This window comes from Jiangella asiatica, assembly GCF_004349065.1.
Taxonomy (GTDB): domain Bacteria; phylum Actinomycetota; class Actinomycetes; order Jiangellales; family Jiangellaceae; genus Jiangella; species Jiangella asiatica.
In genome coordinates, this window is record NZ_SMKZ01000019.1 from 55,613 (window position 1) to 73,791 (window position 18,179).

At 66.7% G+C, this 18,179-nt stretch carries 13 protein-coding genes and 1 pseudogene; 7 read left to right on the forward strand and 7 right to left on the reverse strand.

Annotated features, from left to right (window positions below):
- The first annotated feature begins 157 nt into the window (after positions 1 to 157).
- The 7 genes and pseudogenes from E1269_RS14800 to E1269_RS14830 all read left to right on the forward strand — a co-directional run bounded on the left by E1269_RS14800 (position 158) and on the right by E1269_RS14830 (position 9,530).
- Positions 158 to 1,129 carry a carbohydrate ABC transporter permease gene (locus tag E1269_RS14800; RefSeq protein WP_203433608.1) on the forward strand — a complete coding sequence of 324 codons (972 nt, stop codon included), beginning with the start codon at positions 158 to 160 and terminating at the stop codon, positions 1,127 to 1,129.
- On the forward strand, positions 1,126 to 2,037 hold the full coding sequence (locus E1269_RS14805; protein ID WP_203433610.1) for a carbohydrate ABC transporter permease: 912 nt from the start codon (positions 1,126 to 1,128) through the stop codon (positions 2,035 to 2,037). The genes E1269_RS14800 and E1269_RS14805 overlap by 4 nt, the downstream gene beginning before the upstream one ends.
- A gap of 327 nt (positions 2,038 to 2,364) precedes the next feature.
- The gene (locus tag E1269_RS14810; RefSeq protein WP_203433612.1) at positions 2,365 to 4,230 is read left to right on the forward strand and encodes a glycoside hydrolase family 2 protein; all 1,866 of its coding nucleotides are present in this window, start codon (positions 2,365 to 2,367) and stop codon (positions 4,228 to 4,230) included.
- Positions 4,231 to 5,754 carry a sulfatase-like hydrolase/transferase gene (locus tag E1269_RS14815; protein ID WP_131895766.1) on the forward strand — a complete coding sequence of 508 codons (1,524 nt, stop codon included), beginning with the start codon at positions 4,231 to 4,233 and terminating at the stop codon, positions 5,752 to 5,754. It abuts the gene before it with no gap.
- Positions 5,755 to 5,784: 30 nt separating this feature from the next.
- A complete protein-coding gene (locus E1269_RS14820) occupies positions 5,785 to 7,239 on the forward strand; it encodes an ABC transporter substrate-binding protein (protein ID WP_131895768.1) in 1,455 nt (484 codons plus the stop codon).
- 15 nt (positions 7,240 to 7,254) lie between these two features.
- A pseudogene (locus E1269_RS14825) lies at positions 7,255 to 7,512 on the forward strand (IS256 family transposase); the annotation flags it as partial.
- Between the two features lie 362 nt (positions 7,513 to 7,874).
- The gene (locus tag E1269_RS14830) at positions 7,875 to 9,530 is read left to right on the forward strand and encodes an alpha-L-arabinofuranosidase C-terminal domain-containing protein (protein WP_162606425.1); all 1,656 of its coding nucleotides are present in this window, start codon (positions 7,875 to 7,877) and stop codon (positions 9,528 to 9,530) included.
- Between the two features lie 133 nt (positions 9,531 to 9,663).
- On the opposite strand, the gene E1269_RS14835 is transcribed toward E1269_RS14830, so the two are convergent.
- The 7 genes from E1269_RS14835 to E1269_RS14865 form a co-directional block, all read right to left on the reverse strand.
- Entirely contained in the window at positions 9,664 to 11,199 is a 1,536-nt protein-coding gene (locus E1269_RS14835) for a tripartite tricarboxylate transporter permease (protein ID WP_131895772.1), read from the reverse strand.
- 1 nt (position 11,200) lies between these two features.
- The gene (locus E1269_RS14840) at positions 11,201 to 11,641 is read right to left on the reverse strand and encodes a tripartite tricarboxylate transporter TctB family protein (protein ID WP_162606426.1); all 441 of its coding nucleotides are present in this window, start codon (positions 11,639 to 11,641) and stop codon (positions 11,201 to 11,203) included.
- 108 nt (positions 11,642 to 11,749) lie between these two features.
- Positions 11,750 to 12,727 carry a tripartite tricarboxylate transporter substrate binding protein gene (locus tag E1269_RS14845; protein WP_131895776.1) on the reverse strand — a complete coding sequence of 326 codons (978 nt, stop codon included), beginning with the start codon at positions 12,725 to 12,727 and terminating at the stop codon, positions 11,750 to 11,752.
- Positions 12,728 to 13,379: 652 nt separating this feature from the next.
- Positions 13,380 to 14,807, reverse strand: coding sequence for an FAD-dependent oxidoreductase (locus tag E1269_RS14850; RefSeq protein WP_131895778.1), 1,428 nt, complete (start codon positions 14,805 to 14,807; stop codon positions 13,380 to 13,382).
- The gene (locus tag E1269_RS14855; protein WP_131895780.1) at positions 14,804 to 15,658 is read right to left on the reverse strand and encodes a carbohydrate ABC transporter permease; all 855 of its coding nucleotides are present in this window, start codon (positions 15,656 to 15,658) and stop codon (positions 14,804 to 14,806) included. Before E1269_RS14855 ends, E1269_RS14850 begins: the two co-directional genes overlap by 4 nt.
- Positions 15,655 to 16,596, reverse strand: a complete 942-nt coding sequence (locus E1269_RS14860; protein WP_131895782.1) for a carbohydrate ABC transporter permease — start codon at positions 16,594 to 16,596, stop codon at positions 15,655 to 15,657. Before E1269_RS14860 ends, E1269_RS14855 begins: the two co-directional genes overlap by 4 nt.
- A 30-nt stretch (positions 16,597 to 16,626) precedes the next feature.
- Positions 16,627 to 17,985: an ABC transporter substrate-binding protein gene (locus E1269_RS14865; RefSeq protein WP_131895784.1), complete on the reverse strand. Its 1,359-nt coding sequence runs from the start codon at positions 17,983 to 17,985 to the stop codon at positions 16,627 to 16,629.
- Positions 17,986 to 18,179 lie beyond the last annotated feature (194 nt).

Below are 18,179 nucleotides of genomic sequence, written 5' to 3' on the forward strand. Positions count from 1 at the left end.
ACAGCCTTGCAGCGCGGCAAAGATTATGCAAGCCTAGCTCCTGCCGCGGGGCAAACGCCCGCCTCCGGCTTGTGGGAGGAGCAGCGATGATGTCCATTTCCATGCGGCGGGTCGTGCAGGCCCCGGTCCTCGTCAGCGCCACGCACGGTGGCACTCGATGACAACCACGCCGATGATTTCCGAGCGGGACGTCCTGGTGTCGGCGACGCCATCGGCGCGCGATCGGAAGCGTCGGCTGGGCCGGCAGCAATTGTGGATTTGGGTTTTGTTGGCCCCAACCGTGCTGTTGTACGGCACCTACACCATGTACCCGATCATCGCGAGCTACTGGTACTCGTTCGTGGAGTGGAACGGATTCACCGCGGAAAAGACATGGGTGGGGCTGCAAAACTACCGGGATGTGTTCGCCGACGATCTGTTCTGGAACTCGTTCAAAATCACGATCTTGTTCATGGTCGTGGTGGTTCCGTTCAAGGTCATCCTGACGCTGCTGCTGGCACTCCTTCTGAACTCGCCCAAGCTACCGTTCTCGACGTTCTTCCGCACTGCCTACTTCCTGCCGGTGGTCACCACGACGGCGATCGTCGGTGTGGTCATGCAGTTCGTCTTCGATCCCGCGTCCGGGCCGGTCAATCAGATGCTGATGAAGCTCGGGGTGATCGATGCGGGGGTGTCCTTCCTCGGCGACTCCACTACGGCGTTGTGGACAGCGGCAGGCGTCTACGTCTGGAAGTGGTTCGGCATCACGATGATCTTGTGGCTGGCGGCGTTGCAGACAGTGCCGGACGAGGTGTACGAGGCCGCGCGCATCGATGGAGCCGGGGCGTGGCAGCTCCTGCGGCGTATCACTTTGCCGCTGCTCAAACCGTTCCTGATCATCATCACGTTGTTGTCGTTCGAGTCGGCGTTGAAGGTGTTCGACTTGATGTTGACCATGACTGGTGGTGGCCCGTTCTACGCCACCGAGGTGGTGGAGATCTACATCTATCGCACCGCGTTCTCGGCCACAGTTCCCCAACTCGGGTTGGCCTCGGCGGCTGCGGTTCTGTTCGGGTTGTTCGTCTGCGCGGTCGGGTTGTTCCAGCTCATCGGTATCCGCTCGGCACAGAAGGCGAGGCAAGCCCAGTGATCACTACAAGCACCGCGCCACAGCGGGTGAGCGGGGGCCGGGTCCGCGCCCGGCGGGGCAATCGGCGGACAGCCGGATGGGTTGCGCGCCGTTTGCCGTGGTGGATCGCCGCCCTGGTGCTGGCCGGCGGCGCGTTGATCTGGGTATACCCGTTCGTGTGGATGATCTCGGCTTCCCTCAAAGACCAGCTGGAGATCTTCTCCTCCGGTCTGGGCCTTCTGCCAGATACGCCGAAGTGGGACAACTACGCCCGCGCCTGGACAGACGCCCACTTCGGCACTTACATGTGGAACACCATCATCGTCACCGTCGTCACCGTAGCGCTGGTGGTGATTCGGTGTGCGATGGCCGGCTACGCGCTGGGTCGGTACGAATTCGTCGGCAAGAAGCCTCTCGCCCTCGTGCTGGTCGCCACCTTCTTCGTTCCCACCGGCTATACCATCATCCCCGTCGTCGAAATCTCCCAGCAACTCGGCCTTCTCAACTCCCTTACCGGCATGATCGTGGCCATGTCCGGCGCCGGGCATGTCGCCATGATCCTGCTTTACTGGGGCTATTTCCGCGGTATCCCCAAAGAACTCGAAGAAGCTGCCGTCATGGATGGCGCCGGCTTCTTCACCATCTTCTTCCGCATCATGCTTCCCCTCGCGATGCCCGTCACCGCGACCGTGGTGCTCATGACCTTCCTCGCCACCTGGAACAACTTCTTCATCCCCTTGGTGTTCTCCCTCTCACGCCCAGATTTACGCACCCTGAGCGTCGGCATGCGTGCGTTCGTCGGTGAGAACAGCACCGACTGGGCCGGGATGGCGGCCGCCGCCACCTTGTCGTTGGTGCCACTGATCATCCTGTTCATCATCCTGCAGAAGCAGTTCATCAAAGGCTTCTCGGGAGCGATCAAACAGTGAACGACCAACTCTCGGGTGAGCAGCCGGAACTTGTTCGAAGGTCCGACCCGGCGCCGTGCGAGTACGGCAACGGTTGGCACGCTCATGACCCAGCAGCACACACCACCATGCTTCGGCGCGACCGCTGGAAGATCGCAGTCCATCGCAGCGATCTCGCCAGTGTCAGGCCGAGAACCAGTGAGCTCTACGACCTCGACGACGATCCGCATGAGCTCACCAACCTCTGGGATGCACCGGAGCATCTCGCGACCGAGACCGGGCAGATGGACAAGCTGCTCGACGTGCTGGTCGCTACGGGAACCGCAGTCAGAAACGAAAGGCACACCGGTGAGTCACGACTCGACGGACGAAGCAAGCGAAGCCGCACATCACCCACGTCCGCAGTTCCGGCGCCAGGAATGGCTGGACCTGTGCGGCACGTGGCAGTTCGCGTTCGATGATAGCGATGAGGGGACGGAGCGTCGCTGGTTCGACGACCCGAGGTTCGACGCCACGATCCATGTCCCGTACCCGCCGGAGTCGAAGCTGTCGGAGGTGCACGACCCCTCTTTCCACCCGGTCCTCTGGTATGCCCGTGAGGTCGAGGCGCCGCAACTCCGAGCCGACCAGAGGCTACTGCTCCACTTCGGAGCGGTCGATTATCACGCGACCGTCTGGGTGAACGGCGAACACGTTGGGGAGCACCTTGGCGGCCACACACCCTTTACTTTCGATATCACCGAGGCGCTGAGCTCGGAGCGTGAGCGGCAGCTCGTGGTCGTCCGCGCCGAGGATCAGCCGAGAGACGCCAGCCAGCCCCGCGGCAAACAGACGACGTCCGAAGAACCTCGAGGCATCTGGTACGACCGGACGTCGGGCATCTGGCAGTCGGTTTGGCTCGAGACAGTGCCGATGTTGCACATGACCGGGCTGCGCTGGACCACCGACATCGAGAACGACCTCATTCACCTCGACGTCACGCTCAATCAGGCGCCGGCGACGAAGCGTACGGTGACCGTCCGGCTCAGCGTCGATGGTGTGCTGCATACCGAACAATCGGCGACGACGTCGTGCCGTACGACCCGGGTGAGCATCGGCATCGACTCCCTGCGGAACGGCCATAAGACGATCATGTGGTCGCCTGATGCGCCGAACCTGGTCGACGCTGAGGTGGTGCTCGAGGCCGACGGCGGTTTGCTCGAGGACAGGGCGCAGAGTTACCTCGGCCTGCGTAGTGTCGGCTTCCGTGACGGGCTCTTCCTGCTCAACGGCCATCCTTACTACCTCCGGATGGTGCTCGAACAGGGCTTCTGGCCCGAGTCACACCTGACCGCGCCGAGTCTCGACGCCCTGCGCCGCGAGGTGGAGTTGATCAAGAGGCTCGGCTTCAACGGCGTTCGGATCCACCAGAAGATCGAAGACCCGCGCTTCCTGTACTGGTGCGATCGGTTGGGGCTGGTCGTGTGGAGCGAGTTCCCGGCAGCCTTTGAGTACTCGCCGACGGCCGTGTCGAGAACCGTCCACGAATGGGTGGAAGCCGTGGAACGCGACCTCAGCCATCCGTCGATCGTGGCGTGGGTGCCCCTGAACGAGAGCTGGGGTGTGCCGAAGATCGCGACGTCGAAGCAACAGCAGGCCTTCGCCACGGCCATGTATCACCTGACCAAGGCGCTCGACCCGACTCGTCTGGTGATCTCCAACGACGGTTGGGAGCACACCATCAGCGACATCTGGAGTGTTCACGATTACACGCCGAGTGGCGCCAGCATTCGCGGCCGATACCACACCCGGGAGGCCGTGCATCGCACGCTGTACGAGGCTGGTCCGGGTCGACGCAAGGTGATGCTCCTCGACGACGAGCGAGCCGGCCAGCCGGTGATGATCACCGAGTTCGGCGGTCTCTCGTACGCCCACGAGTTGGACGGCAAATGGGCTGGTTATGCCACTGTCGACTCCTCGGACGAACTACGCGACGGCGTCAAGGAGCTGATCGACGCGATCACGGATTCGCCCGAGATTTCTGGGTTCTGTTACACGCAGCTCACCGATACCCAGCAGGAGCGCAACGGTCTGCTCACCGAAGACCGCGAGCCGAAACTGCCGATGGATGTCTTGCGGGCGATCATCTCGCGGCCGTCCCGTGCGATTCCGGCCGAGGACGTTGACGCCTACCGCCGTGCCAACCGCAGGGCACAGGATGAGAAGGAGGACTAGATGCAGCCGAACATTCTGCTGGTGATGACGGATCAGCATCGCGCTGATTTCACGGCGAGTGAGGGCTTCGGTCTCGATACGATGCCGTTCCTCGATTCGTTCGCTGCGAGAGGCACGCGCGTCCGGCGTGCCTATACCACCGCGCCGGCGTGTGTTCCCGCGCGGACGAGCCTGCTGACCGGGCGCTGGCCGTCCACTCACCGAGTCCGGCAGAACTCGGCGACCCATGAGGTGGTTCGCGGCGCCGACCTACTGGATGTGCTGCGCGACGCCGGGTACGAACTGCACTTCAACGGCAAGCCGCATATGTACCGGGGCCCGGACAGCTTCGACTCCTTCTGCGGGCCGTACTTCCACGTGAACGGGCCGGACGGGGACGGTACGGACACAGAGTTCTCGACATGGCTGAAGTCGATCGACCACGGACCAGCGCTGGAGCCGACGCCGTTCCCGCTCGAGGTGCAGTTCCCGCATCGGATCGTCTCCGATGCGATCGCGTCCCTCGACGAGCGCGACACGTCCAGACCGTTCTTCAGCTGGGTTTCCTTTCCCGAGCCGCATAACCCGTATCAGGTACCCGAGCCGTACCACTCGATGTTCGACGAGGTCGACATCCCCGACCGGTCAGTCGGGCCAGAAGGTGCAGCTGCCAAGGGCGGGAAATTCCAATGGCTGCGTGAGCTGATCGAGTCGAAGCGGCCTGGCTATGACGAGCACTGGCGCCGCTACCGCGCGAACTACTGCGGGATGTTGCGGCTGATCGATGACCAGATCCGACGGCTGATCACGTATCTGGATGACAACCGCCAGCTCGAGAACACGATTGTGCTCTTCGTTGCCGACCACGGCGACTACGTCGCTGATTACGGGCTGCAGCGCAAGGGCGCCGGCATCCCTGAGGTGCTGATGCGTATTCCGTTCCTGGTCGTCGGGCCCGGTGTCGTCGCGCAGGACAACAGCACCGACTTCGTCTCGCTGGCCGATCTGTTCCCCAGCCTGTGTGAGGCCGCCGGCCAGGACATTCCTCTGGGCGTGCAGGGCCGCAGCCTCTGGCCGATGCTCACGGGCGCGGACTATCCGGTGGGCGAGTTCAACAGCATCTACGCCGAGCACGGATACGGCGGGATTCCGTATGACGACGACGCCCGCCCGGAGCTGCATTTCCCCTACGACACCACCAGGTACGACGAGCTCAACACAGTGACCCAGAGCGGCTTCACCCGGATGGTCCGGCAGGGCGGCTGGAAGCTCAGCTACGACAACATCGGGCGGGCGGAACTGTACGACCTCTCGGCCGATCCGATGGAGCTGAACAACCGTTCCGACGATCCGTCGGCGGCCGCCGTCCGGGCCGAACTCACCGAAAAACTGCTCTGGTGGTCCACCCGGCTGACCGACGACCTCCCGGACGCGAAATACCAAACCAGGCGCGCCGACCACAACTGGTGGTCCTTGTTTTCACGTGTTGGGCCTGGCAGATCTGCGACCAGTACACGTACCGCTAACGAGCCTGACAACGCTTAGGTCGTCCCCTTCAATGAGGAGGCACGGATCATGACCAGCATCTCGCGCAGAAAGTTCCTCCAAAGCACCGGATTGCTTGGTGCGGCGTCTGTGCTTGCCGCCTGCAACACCTCCCCATCGAGTTCTGGCGGCGAAGCAGGTGGCTCAGAGGGCAGCACCTTGCAATGGTGGGACCACAACGGCGGCCTGCAAGCGGCCAACAAGAAGAACTTCGAGTTGTTCAAGAAGGAATCCGGGGTCACCGTCGAGTACACCAACTATCAGCCGCCGAAGCTTGGCGAAGCACTGCAGCTCGCCCGACAGAGCGATCAACTGCCGGACGTTCACAGCCTCGCGGCACTGAAGTTGCCGCTTCCGGCACTTATCAAGGACGGCTGGTTCCAGCCGCTTCAGCTTGACGACGAGGCTCTGAGCAGGCTCCCCGAGGACGCACTGGTCGAGGGCATCCACATCTTCGATGGCAAGGTCTACACGATCCCGGTCTTCAACAGCAGGCAGTACTGGGGCGTCACCTGGCTCAACAAGGATATGCTCGCGGCCGCCGAGGTCGAGCCGCCGGGCACCTATGACGAGTTCCGTGCGGCTGCGAAGGCTGTCCAGGATACGGCGGGTGACGATACCTTCGGATGGATCTTCAATTTCGGCAACACGGGGCGGGTCGCGGAGATCGTCAACTACCTGGCACAACCGGCTGGGTTCGAGGGCTTCGGCGGCCGGCTCTTCAAGACAGGCGAGATCGAGTACCACCACGATGCCTACCTCGCCGTCATCGAGTTCCTCCTGTCCTTACAGCAAGACGGCCTGATGTTCCCCGGCTCGCAGACCTTGGTCGACCAGGATGCGCGGGTTCGGTGGGCAGCCGGTGCCGCGGGCTTCTTCTTCGATGGACCGTGGTGCACAAGCAGCGTCAAGTCGGACGCGGCCGAGTTCCTGGACAAGGTCGGTGTCGCACCGATGCTGGTGCCCGACTCCAGCGCTGAGCGGGTCGCCTACAAGGTGATTCAACGGGGCGTCTACCACCTCTCGGCATCGTCGACGATGCCGGCTGAGGCGAGTCAGCTCATCGGCTATCAAACCACCGAGGACTACTACGTCAGCATTGCTGAAGCCCTGGCACAGCCTCCACTGGACCTTTCGGTCATCGACAAGGCCGAGACACATTCGGCCTGGCGCACACTCATCGATTGGTACGGCGAGCAGGTCCACCTAGCCCCCGAGCCGGTCGTCAAGAATTCTGAGGTCGAGAAAGTAGCCGCCCAGCAGAAGCCCATACAACCGGATCTGGGCCAGATCGTGGCCGGCGCCTTCAGCGGCGACGTCCCTGACGTGAAAGCCGCTCTGAAAGAGTACAGTGACAAACTGACAGCGGATTGGGAGAAGAGTGTCGCCGCCGCCAAGAAGGACGGCGCCGAAGTGGAATTGGACGACTACGCGTTCCCCAATTGGAAACCCAAGCAGGACTACACGAAGGATATGTACATCTAATACATGCAACGTGATCGACTACCCAGCCCCACGCTGGTCCACCCACGCACCACCACCTCATCGATCACGTTCGCGACCGTGCGGTCTCCGGACCAAGGTCACCAAAGGCGCCGGCTCGCGTGCGGCCGGGCTGGCCACGGCGTTCCAGCCATCGAGTCAGCACAGACCCGCTGGCGAGCCGGGAACGCGCCCGGACTTGTCGCGTTGGCTCGGGCAGGGGCCACCGTCGGCAGCGGCGCCCTTGGTGAGCGGCCCAAGGAGGACGCCGCATGACGTTTCCTGCCGGCGTTCTGGACGCCTTCGCGGCCGCCCCCAGGCCGAACGTCCAGTTGGCTGCCCACCAGGAACAGTGCAGCGGGTTCACCGCGGCCAGCTGATCACCCGGCTGACCGACCAGCTCGGTCTGCTCGACACTCACCTCGGCATGATCCTCGGGTCCTCGGCGGGGGCGGACGGATCGCGGGCATGCTGCTCTACGCGAGCGAGCTACTTCCGCGCAGCTCCCGATGGAGTTGGAGCATGATCGCACGTCTTCCTCGCCCTGCAGCAAACGTCCGTCGACAGCATCGCGGGAGCGGTTCAGCAATGACTGGAATGACGAGATCACCGGAATGACTGGATTGGAGCCTGCTCCCATGCCCGACTCCCACCACCAGGACCGTTCCCTTGGCCGTGAGGCCGTCGTGACCGTCGACACCCGCCGCCCGGCGGGGGAGGTCGACAACGACATCTACGGACACTTCCTTGAGTCCGCCTTCTTCGGCAACATCGAGGGAGGCGTGTTCGACGAGGGATCGCCGCTATCCATCGACGAGCCGGGTCACCTGAACGGTCTCCGTGCCGACGTCCTCGAACTGTGCCGGGAGCTGCGGCCGGGGGCCATCCGCTGGCCCGGCGGCAACTTCACCTCGCCGTACCACTGGAAGGACGGCATCGGCCCACGGGACGAGCGTCCGACCCGGCTCGAACTCGCCTGGGGAGAGCTGGAAACCAACCGGTTCGGCACCGACGAGTTCCTGGCCTGGTGTGAAGCGGTGGGTGCGGACCCATACCTGGTCCACTCCGCTCGCGACGTCGACGAGGCCGTGCGCTGGGTGGAGTACACCAACTCCGCCCAGGAGACGACCCTGACCCGACACCGCGCCGAGTACGGCCGGGCCGAACCGTGGAAGGTCCGGTACTGGGGCGTGGGTAACGAGGTCTACGGCCGGTGGCAGATGGGCCACCGCACCGCCGAGGAGTACGCCGCGGACGCTCGTGAGCACGCCCGCTTCATGCGCGCGGTGGACGCCGACATCAAGCTGATCGGCGTGGGCCTGCACCGGCGGCAGGATTGGACGCAGGCCGTCCTCGCCCGAGCCGGCCAGTTCCTGGACTACATCTCGATCCATCTGTACGGGGCAAGCACTCACCTGTGGACCGGCGACGACTACGACGACGTGGTGGCGCAGGCACTCTACTTCGAGCAGGAGCTCAGCGCCTACTCTCAGCTTGTCAGCGACATCTCGGCGAAGGTCGGTCTGGACCGCCCGCCGGCACTGACGCTGGACGAATGGACGATGCGTCACCTCGAGCCCGCCGACTGGCCGCAGCCGCAACCCGGCGAGGACGGCGGCATCGCACCGCGGGAGATGTCCGAGGCGAACGAGTCGACGGACCGGTTGCGAGTCAACCGATGGAGCCCGCGGACCATCGGCGACGCGGTCTTCTGCGCCGGAGTGTTCCACGCCATCCATCGGACGGCCGGACAGCCCGCCCCGGTGGCGATGGCGAATCCGGTGAACCTGGTGAACGCCAACGGCCTGGTAGTCGCCCGATCCAAGGGCGCCCTACGGTCCGCGATCTACCACGTCTGGCACCTGTACCGGCACCACACCGGCCGGACGGTGCTGCCGTGCGAGGTGGACGGCCCGGCGCGGTCGGCGATGGTGAAGCTGGGGGACGAGCGGGACCGCGACGGGCAGCACATCACCGCGCCGATGGCTGTGATGTACGTCGATGTCTGCGCCACCCGTGCGGGCGACGGTTCGGTCCGGCTCGCGGTCGTGAACCGGCACCGCGACGAGACCGTGCGGCTGCGGCCGGTGTTCGACGGCGCCGCGGACGCCACGCCCGGGCGAGCACATGTCCGGAGGCTCGGGGGAGACATCGCGGATCTATACGCGGTCAACGACCTGAGTACGCCGGACAGAATAGGAGTCCGCGACCTGGGCGAGGTCGAGGCCGCCGACGGAACGTGGGTGATCCCGCCGCACTCCGTGACGGTGCTGACAATGGGCGGCGAGACCTGAACGTGCGATATCGACGGTGCGGGACGGTCTGCGTCACTGGCCGCCCCAACGTTCTGCTCGTCTCCACCGAGCGGGATTGGCCGCGATCAGCACTTCGACGTCGGCGCCGACGATGTCCGCGAGGCTCGTGTTCTCAGGTCGGCCGGACCGCCTCCGGGCTGTCCTCGGACTCCGCCGGTTCCTGGACGCGCCGCTGACGAGCGGAGCGCCAGACGTAGACGAGCGAGAGGACGATGAGCGCCCAGAAGACCAGAGACGCCGGCCGGGTGAAGAAGATGGTCCAGTCGCCGTGGGTGATGGTCATGGCGCGGCGGAAGTTCGTTTCGGCCATCGGCCCGAGGATGAGCCCGAGCACCAGCGGCGACACCGGGAACTCGTGGGTGACCATGAAATAGCCCAGGATCCCGAAGACGACGGTGACGTACACGTCGGCGATCCGGTTGTTGATCGCGTACGAGCCGACCATGCAGAACATCAGGATCACGGGCACGAGGACCTGGTTGGGAACCCGGACGACGTGAACGAACAACCGCGCCGCCAACGTCCCCAGCAAAAGGATCATCACGTTGGCCACGATGAAGCTGGCGAAGATCGTGTAAACCAGCGACGACTGGCTACCGGTGAACAGGTCCGGCCCCGGCATCAACCCATGGATCAGGAGCCCACCAAGAAGCACCGCGGTGCCGGCTTCGCCGGGGATGCCGAGTGTGAACGTCGGAATCATCGACCCACCGACGACGGCGTTGTTCGCCGACTCCGAGGCAGCCACGCCCTGTGGGTTGCCCTCGCCGAACGGGATCCGGCCTTTCGGCCGGCGCCTCGCTTCGGAGTACGAGAGGAAGGCGCCGATGTCGGTTCCAGTACCCGGGATGGCTCCGATGCCGCTGCCGATGAGCGATCCCCGCACCAGCGTGCCAGAGCTCGACCGCAGGTCGTCCGCCGACACGAACGTACGACCGGAGATCCGCGGCCGCTCCGTGACGCCGCTGGATTCGCGCACCATGACCAGCGCCTGGGTGATGCCGAACACCCCGATGAGCACCGGGATGAGGGAGATCCCGCCGTAAAGCGCCTGCGAGCCGAACGTCAGCCGCAACTGCCCGGCGATCGGGTCGAGGCCGACGATGCCGACCACGAGACCGATCAACCCGGCAATGTAGCCCTTGAGCAGCGACTTACCCGCGACCGCGGCGATGATTGTCAAACCGTAGATCGCGAGCACGAAGAACTCGGGAGCCTGGAAGTTGAGCGCGAACCGGGCGATGACCGGCGCGAGAACACTCATGAGCAACGCCGAGACGAGACCGCCGACCGCGGACGCGAACATGGCCATGCTCAGGGCCTCACCGGCTCGGCCCTTGCGCGTCATCGGGTATCCGTCGAGGAGGGTGGCCGCCGAAGCCGGTGTCCCCGGAACGTTCAGCAGGATCGCCGGAACCGAGCCGCCAGCGATGCCACCGGCGAAGACGCCCATGAGCACGGCCAGACCGGTCGCCGGTTCCATCAGGAACGTGAACGGCAGGAACAGCGCCATCGCCATCGTGGCCGTCAGCCCGGGCAACGCACCCACGACCATCCCGGCCACCACCGCACCGGCGATCGCCGCGATCAGGTGAGGGCTGGAGAACAGTGTCCCGAAGCCACCAAGAAGGGACGAGAAGATCTCCATGTCAGCCTCCGAGGAACACGTCGATCGGGGCCGCAGGCAGCGGGACGGCGAACAGCCGCCCGAAGAAGATCATCACGACCCAGGTGATGACCACCGCGCCCCCGAGGCTCGTCCACCATCGGCGCGCCCCGGCCAGCAGGCCAGCGGCGAACGCCAGACCCGTGAAGGTGACGAAGAAGCCGATCTGCTGCAACAGCAGGCCAGCGGCGGTCAGGGCTGCCACGGTCGCGATAACGCGGACGGGAAGCACCGATGGCGCGCTTTGGCCCGGGAGGGCTGTGGAACGCAGCGTCTGGAACACGAGCGCGATCGCCGCCACGGCGCAGAGGAGTGCGACCAGAATCGGGATCGCGGCGGGACCAGGCTCCCCACCTGCTCCGTCCCGGTAGCCGCGCACGTCCACCGCGATGGCCACCGCCGCACCGAGCAGCAGGACCGCCATGCCCAGCGGCACCGTCCGCGGTCCGCCGGTGTGGCCGTCGGCCGCACCGACACGAACCGCGGCGGCCGGCCGCCCCGGCGTCCCTCGACCACTGTCTCCGGCCATGGGCTACTCGCTCTCACGCAGCAGGTCGACGTAGAGGTCACGGGCGTCCTCGAAGAACGGCTGGAACTCTTCGGTCTCCATCACCCGAATGCCGAAGCTGTTGTTCTCCATGACGTCGGCGAAGGTGTCCTCCTCGGCCATCTCCACGAACGCGTCGTTGAGTGTCGCCACGATCTCCGGGTCCATGCCGGCCGGCCCAGCGATCCCCCGGAACGTACCGATCTCCACGTCGTAGCCCTGCTCGACGAAGGTCGGCACGTTCGGCAGCGCCTCGAGCCGTTCGGCCAAGGCGACGCCGAGTACCTTCATCTCGCCGGCCTCGACTTGAGGATGGACCTCACCGATGGAGAACGCCATCGCGTCGAGTGTTCCGCCGAGCACTGCCTGGGTAGATGCTGCGGCTCCGTCGTACGGCACGTGCGTCAGCTCGATGCCGGCGGACCGCTCGATCGCGGTCGTGGCGAGGTCCCACGCGAGACCTGGCCCGGAGTTGCCGACCGAGATCGCTCCAGGGTCCGCCTTCGCGTCGGCGACGAACTCCTCGAAGGTGTCCCAGGGCGCGTCCGCCCGCACGGCGAGCGCCGCGGGATCCTCGTTGAGGAGCGTGATGAGTGTGAAGTCGTCGAGGCCGAAGTCGTACAGCCCCTGTTCGTCCAGGAACCCGATCTCAGGCGACACCATCGTGAGCGTGTAACCGTCCGGTTGCGTCGCGTGCGCGATCTCGCCCCAGCCGACCGCGCCGGAGCTGCCGGGCTTGTTCACGACGTTGATGGGCTGCCCGAGGTGGTCCTCAGCCGACTGTGCGAAGGCCCGCATCATCACGTCGGTGCCGCCGCCGGCACTCCAGGCCACGACGGCCGTGATCGGTTTGGTCGGGAAATCCGACTCCCCGCCGGCGCCACCGCCTCCACCCGTTGCCGTATCGGCACAAGCCGACAACAGCAGACAGGCCGCGGCGGCCGGAATGAACTTCGTACGCATGGTGATCCCTTCGTCATTGGAGGCTTGGGATGCGTTCTGGACGGTGATCAGACGAGACCTGCACCACACAGGTGGACGGATGCGCGCTGAAGGCCACGGCGGTACGGCGCGCCCGACGACGCAGCCCCGCGGGTGCGATTCGGCCGTCTGCGCCTGGCCGTGATCTGGACCACGGTTCCGCTGAGTGCGACCGCGCAGCCGCGCCGGGTCAGTCTCATGGTCTGCTCCGATGCCTTGGCGAACGGGGACGGGAGACGCACGGCTCACCCGAGTTCTCGCCTCTCGACCAGCTGATGTCACCGGTGACACGACTTTGCGACCACAGTCTCGATATGTCAAGTGCAGCCTCCCCGTGAACTCGTCCCGCCGCAGCGACCCAGCCCCGACGCCAGCGAGTGCACCGCCTCATGAATATGCTGGTCAGAAGACTTTCGATCGATGATCCTCCCGGGTGCGAGCGGGACCCGACACTGGCGATCCACCGCATCACCGCCATCGCGGCGGGTCTGTAATCGGTGACATTCCTTGGCTGGGACGAAGCGAGCCATGAAGGGACCTGAACCGAACCTGTGAGGCAGCGGTGTGTGAGGTCCGGCCTTGGTCCACGAGGAGAAGGCGGTGGCTGCGAACAGCCATTCGGTCCGGCTGGCCGTTACGCCGACGACGCTGCTGGCCGCCTTGGAGGCGCCGCTGCCTGCAGGGTGACGCCGTCGCGCGCGCCGAGCACGCCGCGGCGGCGCAGCAGGTCCTGCAGCCGCGGCACGTCCAGTGCCGCGACCGTCGTGGCGCCGTCGGCAACAAGTGCCGCCGCGACACCGGCCGCCTCGCCCGTCGCGAAACAGGTGCCGGTGATGCGCACCGAGCCGTTGCCCTCGTGGGTCGACGACACGCAGCGTCCGGCCACCAGCGCGTTGTCGAGATCGCGCGGGACGAGGCAACCGAACGGGATGTCGTAGGACGAGGCGATGGTGTCAGCGTGTTCCAGCCCGGGCGTGCTCGCGTCGTGGATGTCGATCGGGAAGGCGCCGGTGGCGACGCTGTCGGGGTGGCGGCGGCCGGAGACGACGTCGTCGCGGGTGAGCGTGGCCAGGCCGACGACGCGCCGGGACTCGCGTACGCCTAGCCGGTCGGCCACCGCGGAGAGGTAGGCCTCGCGGCCTCCCGGCACCAGCTGCCGGAACCAGCGCACGACCTCCAGGACCTGCTTCGACAGCCGCAGGTATGCCGCGCCGCCGTCGAGCCCGGCACCGGGCCACGGCACTCGTGTGACGTTGAGGACCGCCTCGCCGCGTCGCGGCCAGCCGGCAAGGTGCAACTCGGTACGGCGCAGCTCCAGCAGGCCCTGCCGGTGACCGGCGTCGAGCAGCCTTCCGAAGCCCCACAGGTTGACGCACTCGTCGTCCGGCGACCCGACGGCGTTGCCCGGCCGCAGGTCGTCCGGGTGGTCCGCGGCGTAGGCGAGCAGCGCCGCGAAGTCGACGCCGCCGAGCTTGAGCAGCAGCGACGCCGGTTGCCGGTGCGGGACGTCGTCGTGCACGGTGGCGCCGGCCAGCGTGGCCAGCACCGCGTCGCCGCTGGCGTCGACGAACACCGGGGCGGTGACGTGCCGCCGCCCGTCCGGCGTCTCGATGTCGAGGCCGCGGACGCGGCGGCCGTCGGTGACGGCGGCGACCACCGGGCAGTTCAGCAGCACCTGGACCCCGGCGTCGGCCAGCAGCGTCGCCTCGGCCATCGCCAGCTCGGCGTGGTTCACCGGCGTGCGGGTGGCCGTGTAGCCGACATCGTCGGCGATGTGTCCCGGGGTGCCACCGTACTGCCGGAGGCGGTCGACGATGCGCTGGCCGACGCCGCCGACCACCTGGTTGCCGCGGACGTCGTGGAAGCCCGCGCTGTGCTCGAGCAACTGCCAGGCCAGCGTGCCGCCCACGTGCCCGCTGGCCTCAACCAGGACGGTTCGCGCGCCGGACTCCGCGGCGGCGACCGCGGCCGCCACGCCGGCCGAGCCGGCGCCAGCCACGACGACGTCGGCGTCCAGGGCGGAGGTGAGGTCGATCATGCGGTGGTCCTCTCCGGTCGTCATCCCTTCACGCTCCCCGACGTGATGCCCTTCTCGAACAGTCGCTGCAGCAGCGAGAAGATCACCACGATCGGCAGCGTGACCAGGGTGCCGAGCGCCATGATGGCGCCCCAGCGGATGTCGAACGAGGTCACGTAGCCGGCGATCGCCACCGGAACGGTCATGGTGTCGCCTTGGGTCAGCACGCTGGCGAACAGGTACTCGTCCCACGACAAGATGAACACGAACAGCGCGGTGGTCGCCAGGCCGGTCCGTAACAACGGCACGGTGACCAGTGCGAACGCTCGCAGCTGCCCGCACCCGTCGACCAGGGCGGCCTCCTCCAGCTCGCGCGGCACCGACTCGACGAACGACTTCATCAGCCAGATCGCCAGCGGCAGCGTCGTGGCGAGGTGCGCGACGACGAGGCCGCTGAGGTTGCCGACCAGTCCCAGTGCGGACAGCAGCAGGTACACCGGCACGAGCAGGAGGATCGACGGGAACAGGTACGCCACCACCAGGCTGCCCAGCAGCGTCCGGCGGCCGGGGAAGTCGAATCGAGTCAGCGCGTACGCGGCCAGCGTGCCGATGGTGACTGCGACCAGCGTGGTCGCGACGGAGACGGTGAAGCTGTTGGCGAACCAACGCAGCACGTCGCTGCTGGCGAAGACCTCGTCGTACCACTGGCCGGTCCAGCCGCGCGGCAACACCTGCGGCGGGTCCTGGAACAGCTCCGCGGGCGGGCGGAACGAGCTCAGCACCATCCAGACGATGGGCCCGCAGGCGAACAGTACGATCAGTGCGAGCGCGGCGACGCGCCAGACGCGGCTCGCGGTCGTCGTCAGGGTGCTGCCTGCAGTGGTGGTGGCGCTCATGCGGCCCTCCGAACCTTGCGGGCGACCATGACGACTGCGGCCAGCGCGAACAGCGTCAGGCCGGTGACGGTGGCGATCGCGGCCGCGTAGCCGAGCCGAAACTCGCCCATCACGATCTTGTAGATGTAGGTGGGGACGATGTCGCTGGAGTTGACCGGCCCGCCGCGGGTGGTCAGCCAGATCAGCTCGAAGTACATGAGCGTCCAGATGCCGCGCAACGCGACCAGCGCGATCACGGCGCCGCGCAGGTTCGGCAGCGTGATGCTCCAGAACTCGCGCAGCGGCCCGGCGCCGTCGACCTTCGCGGCCTCGTACTGCTGCTGGTCGATGCCCTGCAGCGCGGCCCAGAAGACCAGCATCGCGAACGGGAAGCCGCGCCAGACGTTGATGACGATGACGGTCCACAGCGACGCCGACTCCATGCCCAGCGGGCTGGTGCCGTCGGGCACGACGCCGAGGCTCTGGAGGCCGGAGCCGAGGATGCCGTAGCTGCCGTCGAGCATCCAGGTCCAGATCAGCGCACTGGCGATGACCGGCACGACGTAGGGCAGCAGGAGCAGCTGGCGGATCCAGCGCATGCCCTTCCACGACTGGTCGATCAGTATCGCCGCCAGCAGGCCCAGGGCCAGCTGGCCGGCCAGGCAGGCCACCGTCCAGAGCAGGGTGCGCCCGACGGTGCTGCGCAGCGTCTCGTCGCTGGCCAGCTCGCGGAGGTTGGCCAGCCCGACGTACTCGGTGCGGCCGGTGAGCAGGTCGACGGAGAAGAAGGTCGTGCGGATGTTCTCGAAGATCGGGTAGGCCAGCACGGCCAGGAAGAGCAGCGTCGCCGGCAGCGCGAACATGATGCCGAGCCGTCGCTCCCGGGCCCGGATCGAGCCGCGCCGCTGCTGTCCGCGGGGCACAGCGCGCGCCGGCGGTGCCGTCGACGTCGTCGTCATGGGCGTCTCCTCGTGGCGAAGTCGGGTCGGTCATTGCTCGCGGATCAGCCGGCGCAGGTCGGCGTCGATCGCGTCGACGGCCTCGGCCGCGGTGATGCGCCCAGTGGCGGCGGATTGCAGGTGGTCGCCGATGAACGTGGTCGCCTCGATCTGGCCGGCCAGCGGGTTGAGTCCGGCCTCCATGCCGTAGCGATACCAGCGCGGCAGCTCGACCTCGCGGATCGTCTCGATCTCGGCGGCGAACCGCTGCACCATCGGGTTCGAGGTGTAGGTCGGCGACTCCGCGGCGCTGCGGGTCGCGGGCAGCGCGAAGACCGGCCGGGTGTTCGTGCGCTCAGCGACGAGGTCGGGCTGCAGGAGGCAGCCGACGACCTCCTTCGCCGCGGCCTCGCGGCGGGGGTTGCTCGCGCCGACCATGTAGTAGTAGCCGCCGCCGAGGATGCCGCCCGGCTCGGCGCCGGACACCGGCGGCGGCAACGGGAACGAGCTGATGTGGTCGAGCAGCTCCGGGTTCTGCTCGACGGCCATGCCGACCACGGCGCCGAAGTCCATCACCATGGCGAGGTCGCCGCCGGCGAACGCGGTGCGGAACTCATTCCAGCCCCAGGTCCGCGCCTCCGGCGGCGAGGCCGCGGCGTAGAGGTCGAGCATGTACTGGGTCGCCTCGACCGCCGCGTCGCGGTCGCGGTCGAAGGCGTACTCGCCGGTCTCGGGGTCGAACGTGTACACGCCGTTGGCGTAGAGGAACTGGTAGTACGTCTGCGGCGCCACCAGCGCGGCGCCCAGCGGCACGGCGAACCCGCGGGTCTCGCCGTCGACGCGGTCGACCGCCCGGGCCACCTCGAGCAGCTCCGGCCAGGACGTCGGGACGTCGACGCCGGCGGACTCGAACAGGTCCGTGCGGTACCAGACCTCCTGGTGCAGAGCCCAGTCGGGCACGGCCCAGACCTGGCCGTCCTTGCTGGCCGCGTGCAGGAAGGACGGGACGAAATCCGCACGGCCGTGGGCGTCGACGACGTCGTCGACCGGGGTGAGGTAGCCGCCGGCCTGGCCGAACGAGACTGCTCCCTCGATGGTGTTCATGATGTCCGGTCCCTCGCCGCCGCGGAACGCGGTGACCATGCGGGCGTACATGCTGTCGAAGGGCACCGCCTCGAACTCGATGCTCACGTCGTCCAGACCGGCCACGCACGACCGGGCCTGCTCCTCGATGACGCCGGCCTGCTCGTCGACGGTGAGGTTGGTCCAGAACCTCAGCTCGATCGGCCCGCTCTCGGAGTTAGGGTTGTTGTTGCCGAGCTGCGGGCTCGGCGGGCTGCAGGCGGCCGCGATCAGGACCGCGGTACCGCCGAGCGCCAGCGCACAGGCGGACCGCGCCAGTCTGCTCATCGTGGGGCTCCGATGCTCGAGTAAAGGGTGGGGCGGCGACGTGAGGCCCGCCCGAATCCAGGTCTCCGTCTCGTGGACGGCAGATGTCACCGGTGACACCGACTCTGGGCCCGATGCGGCGTTCCTGTCAACCCTCGCTCGTCAGGGCGATCCGCCGGATCCGCGACTCTCGCGGTCGCGGCGCCGATTCTCCG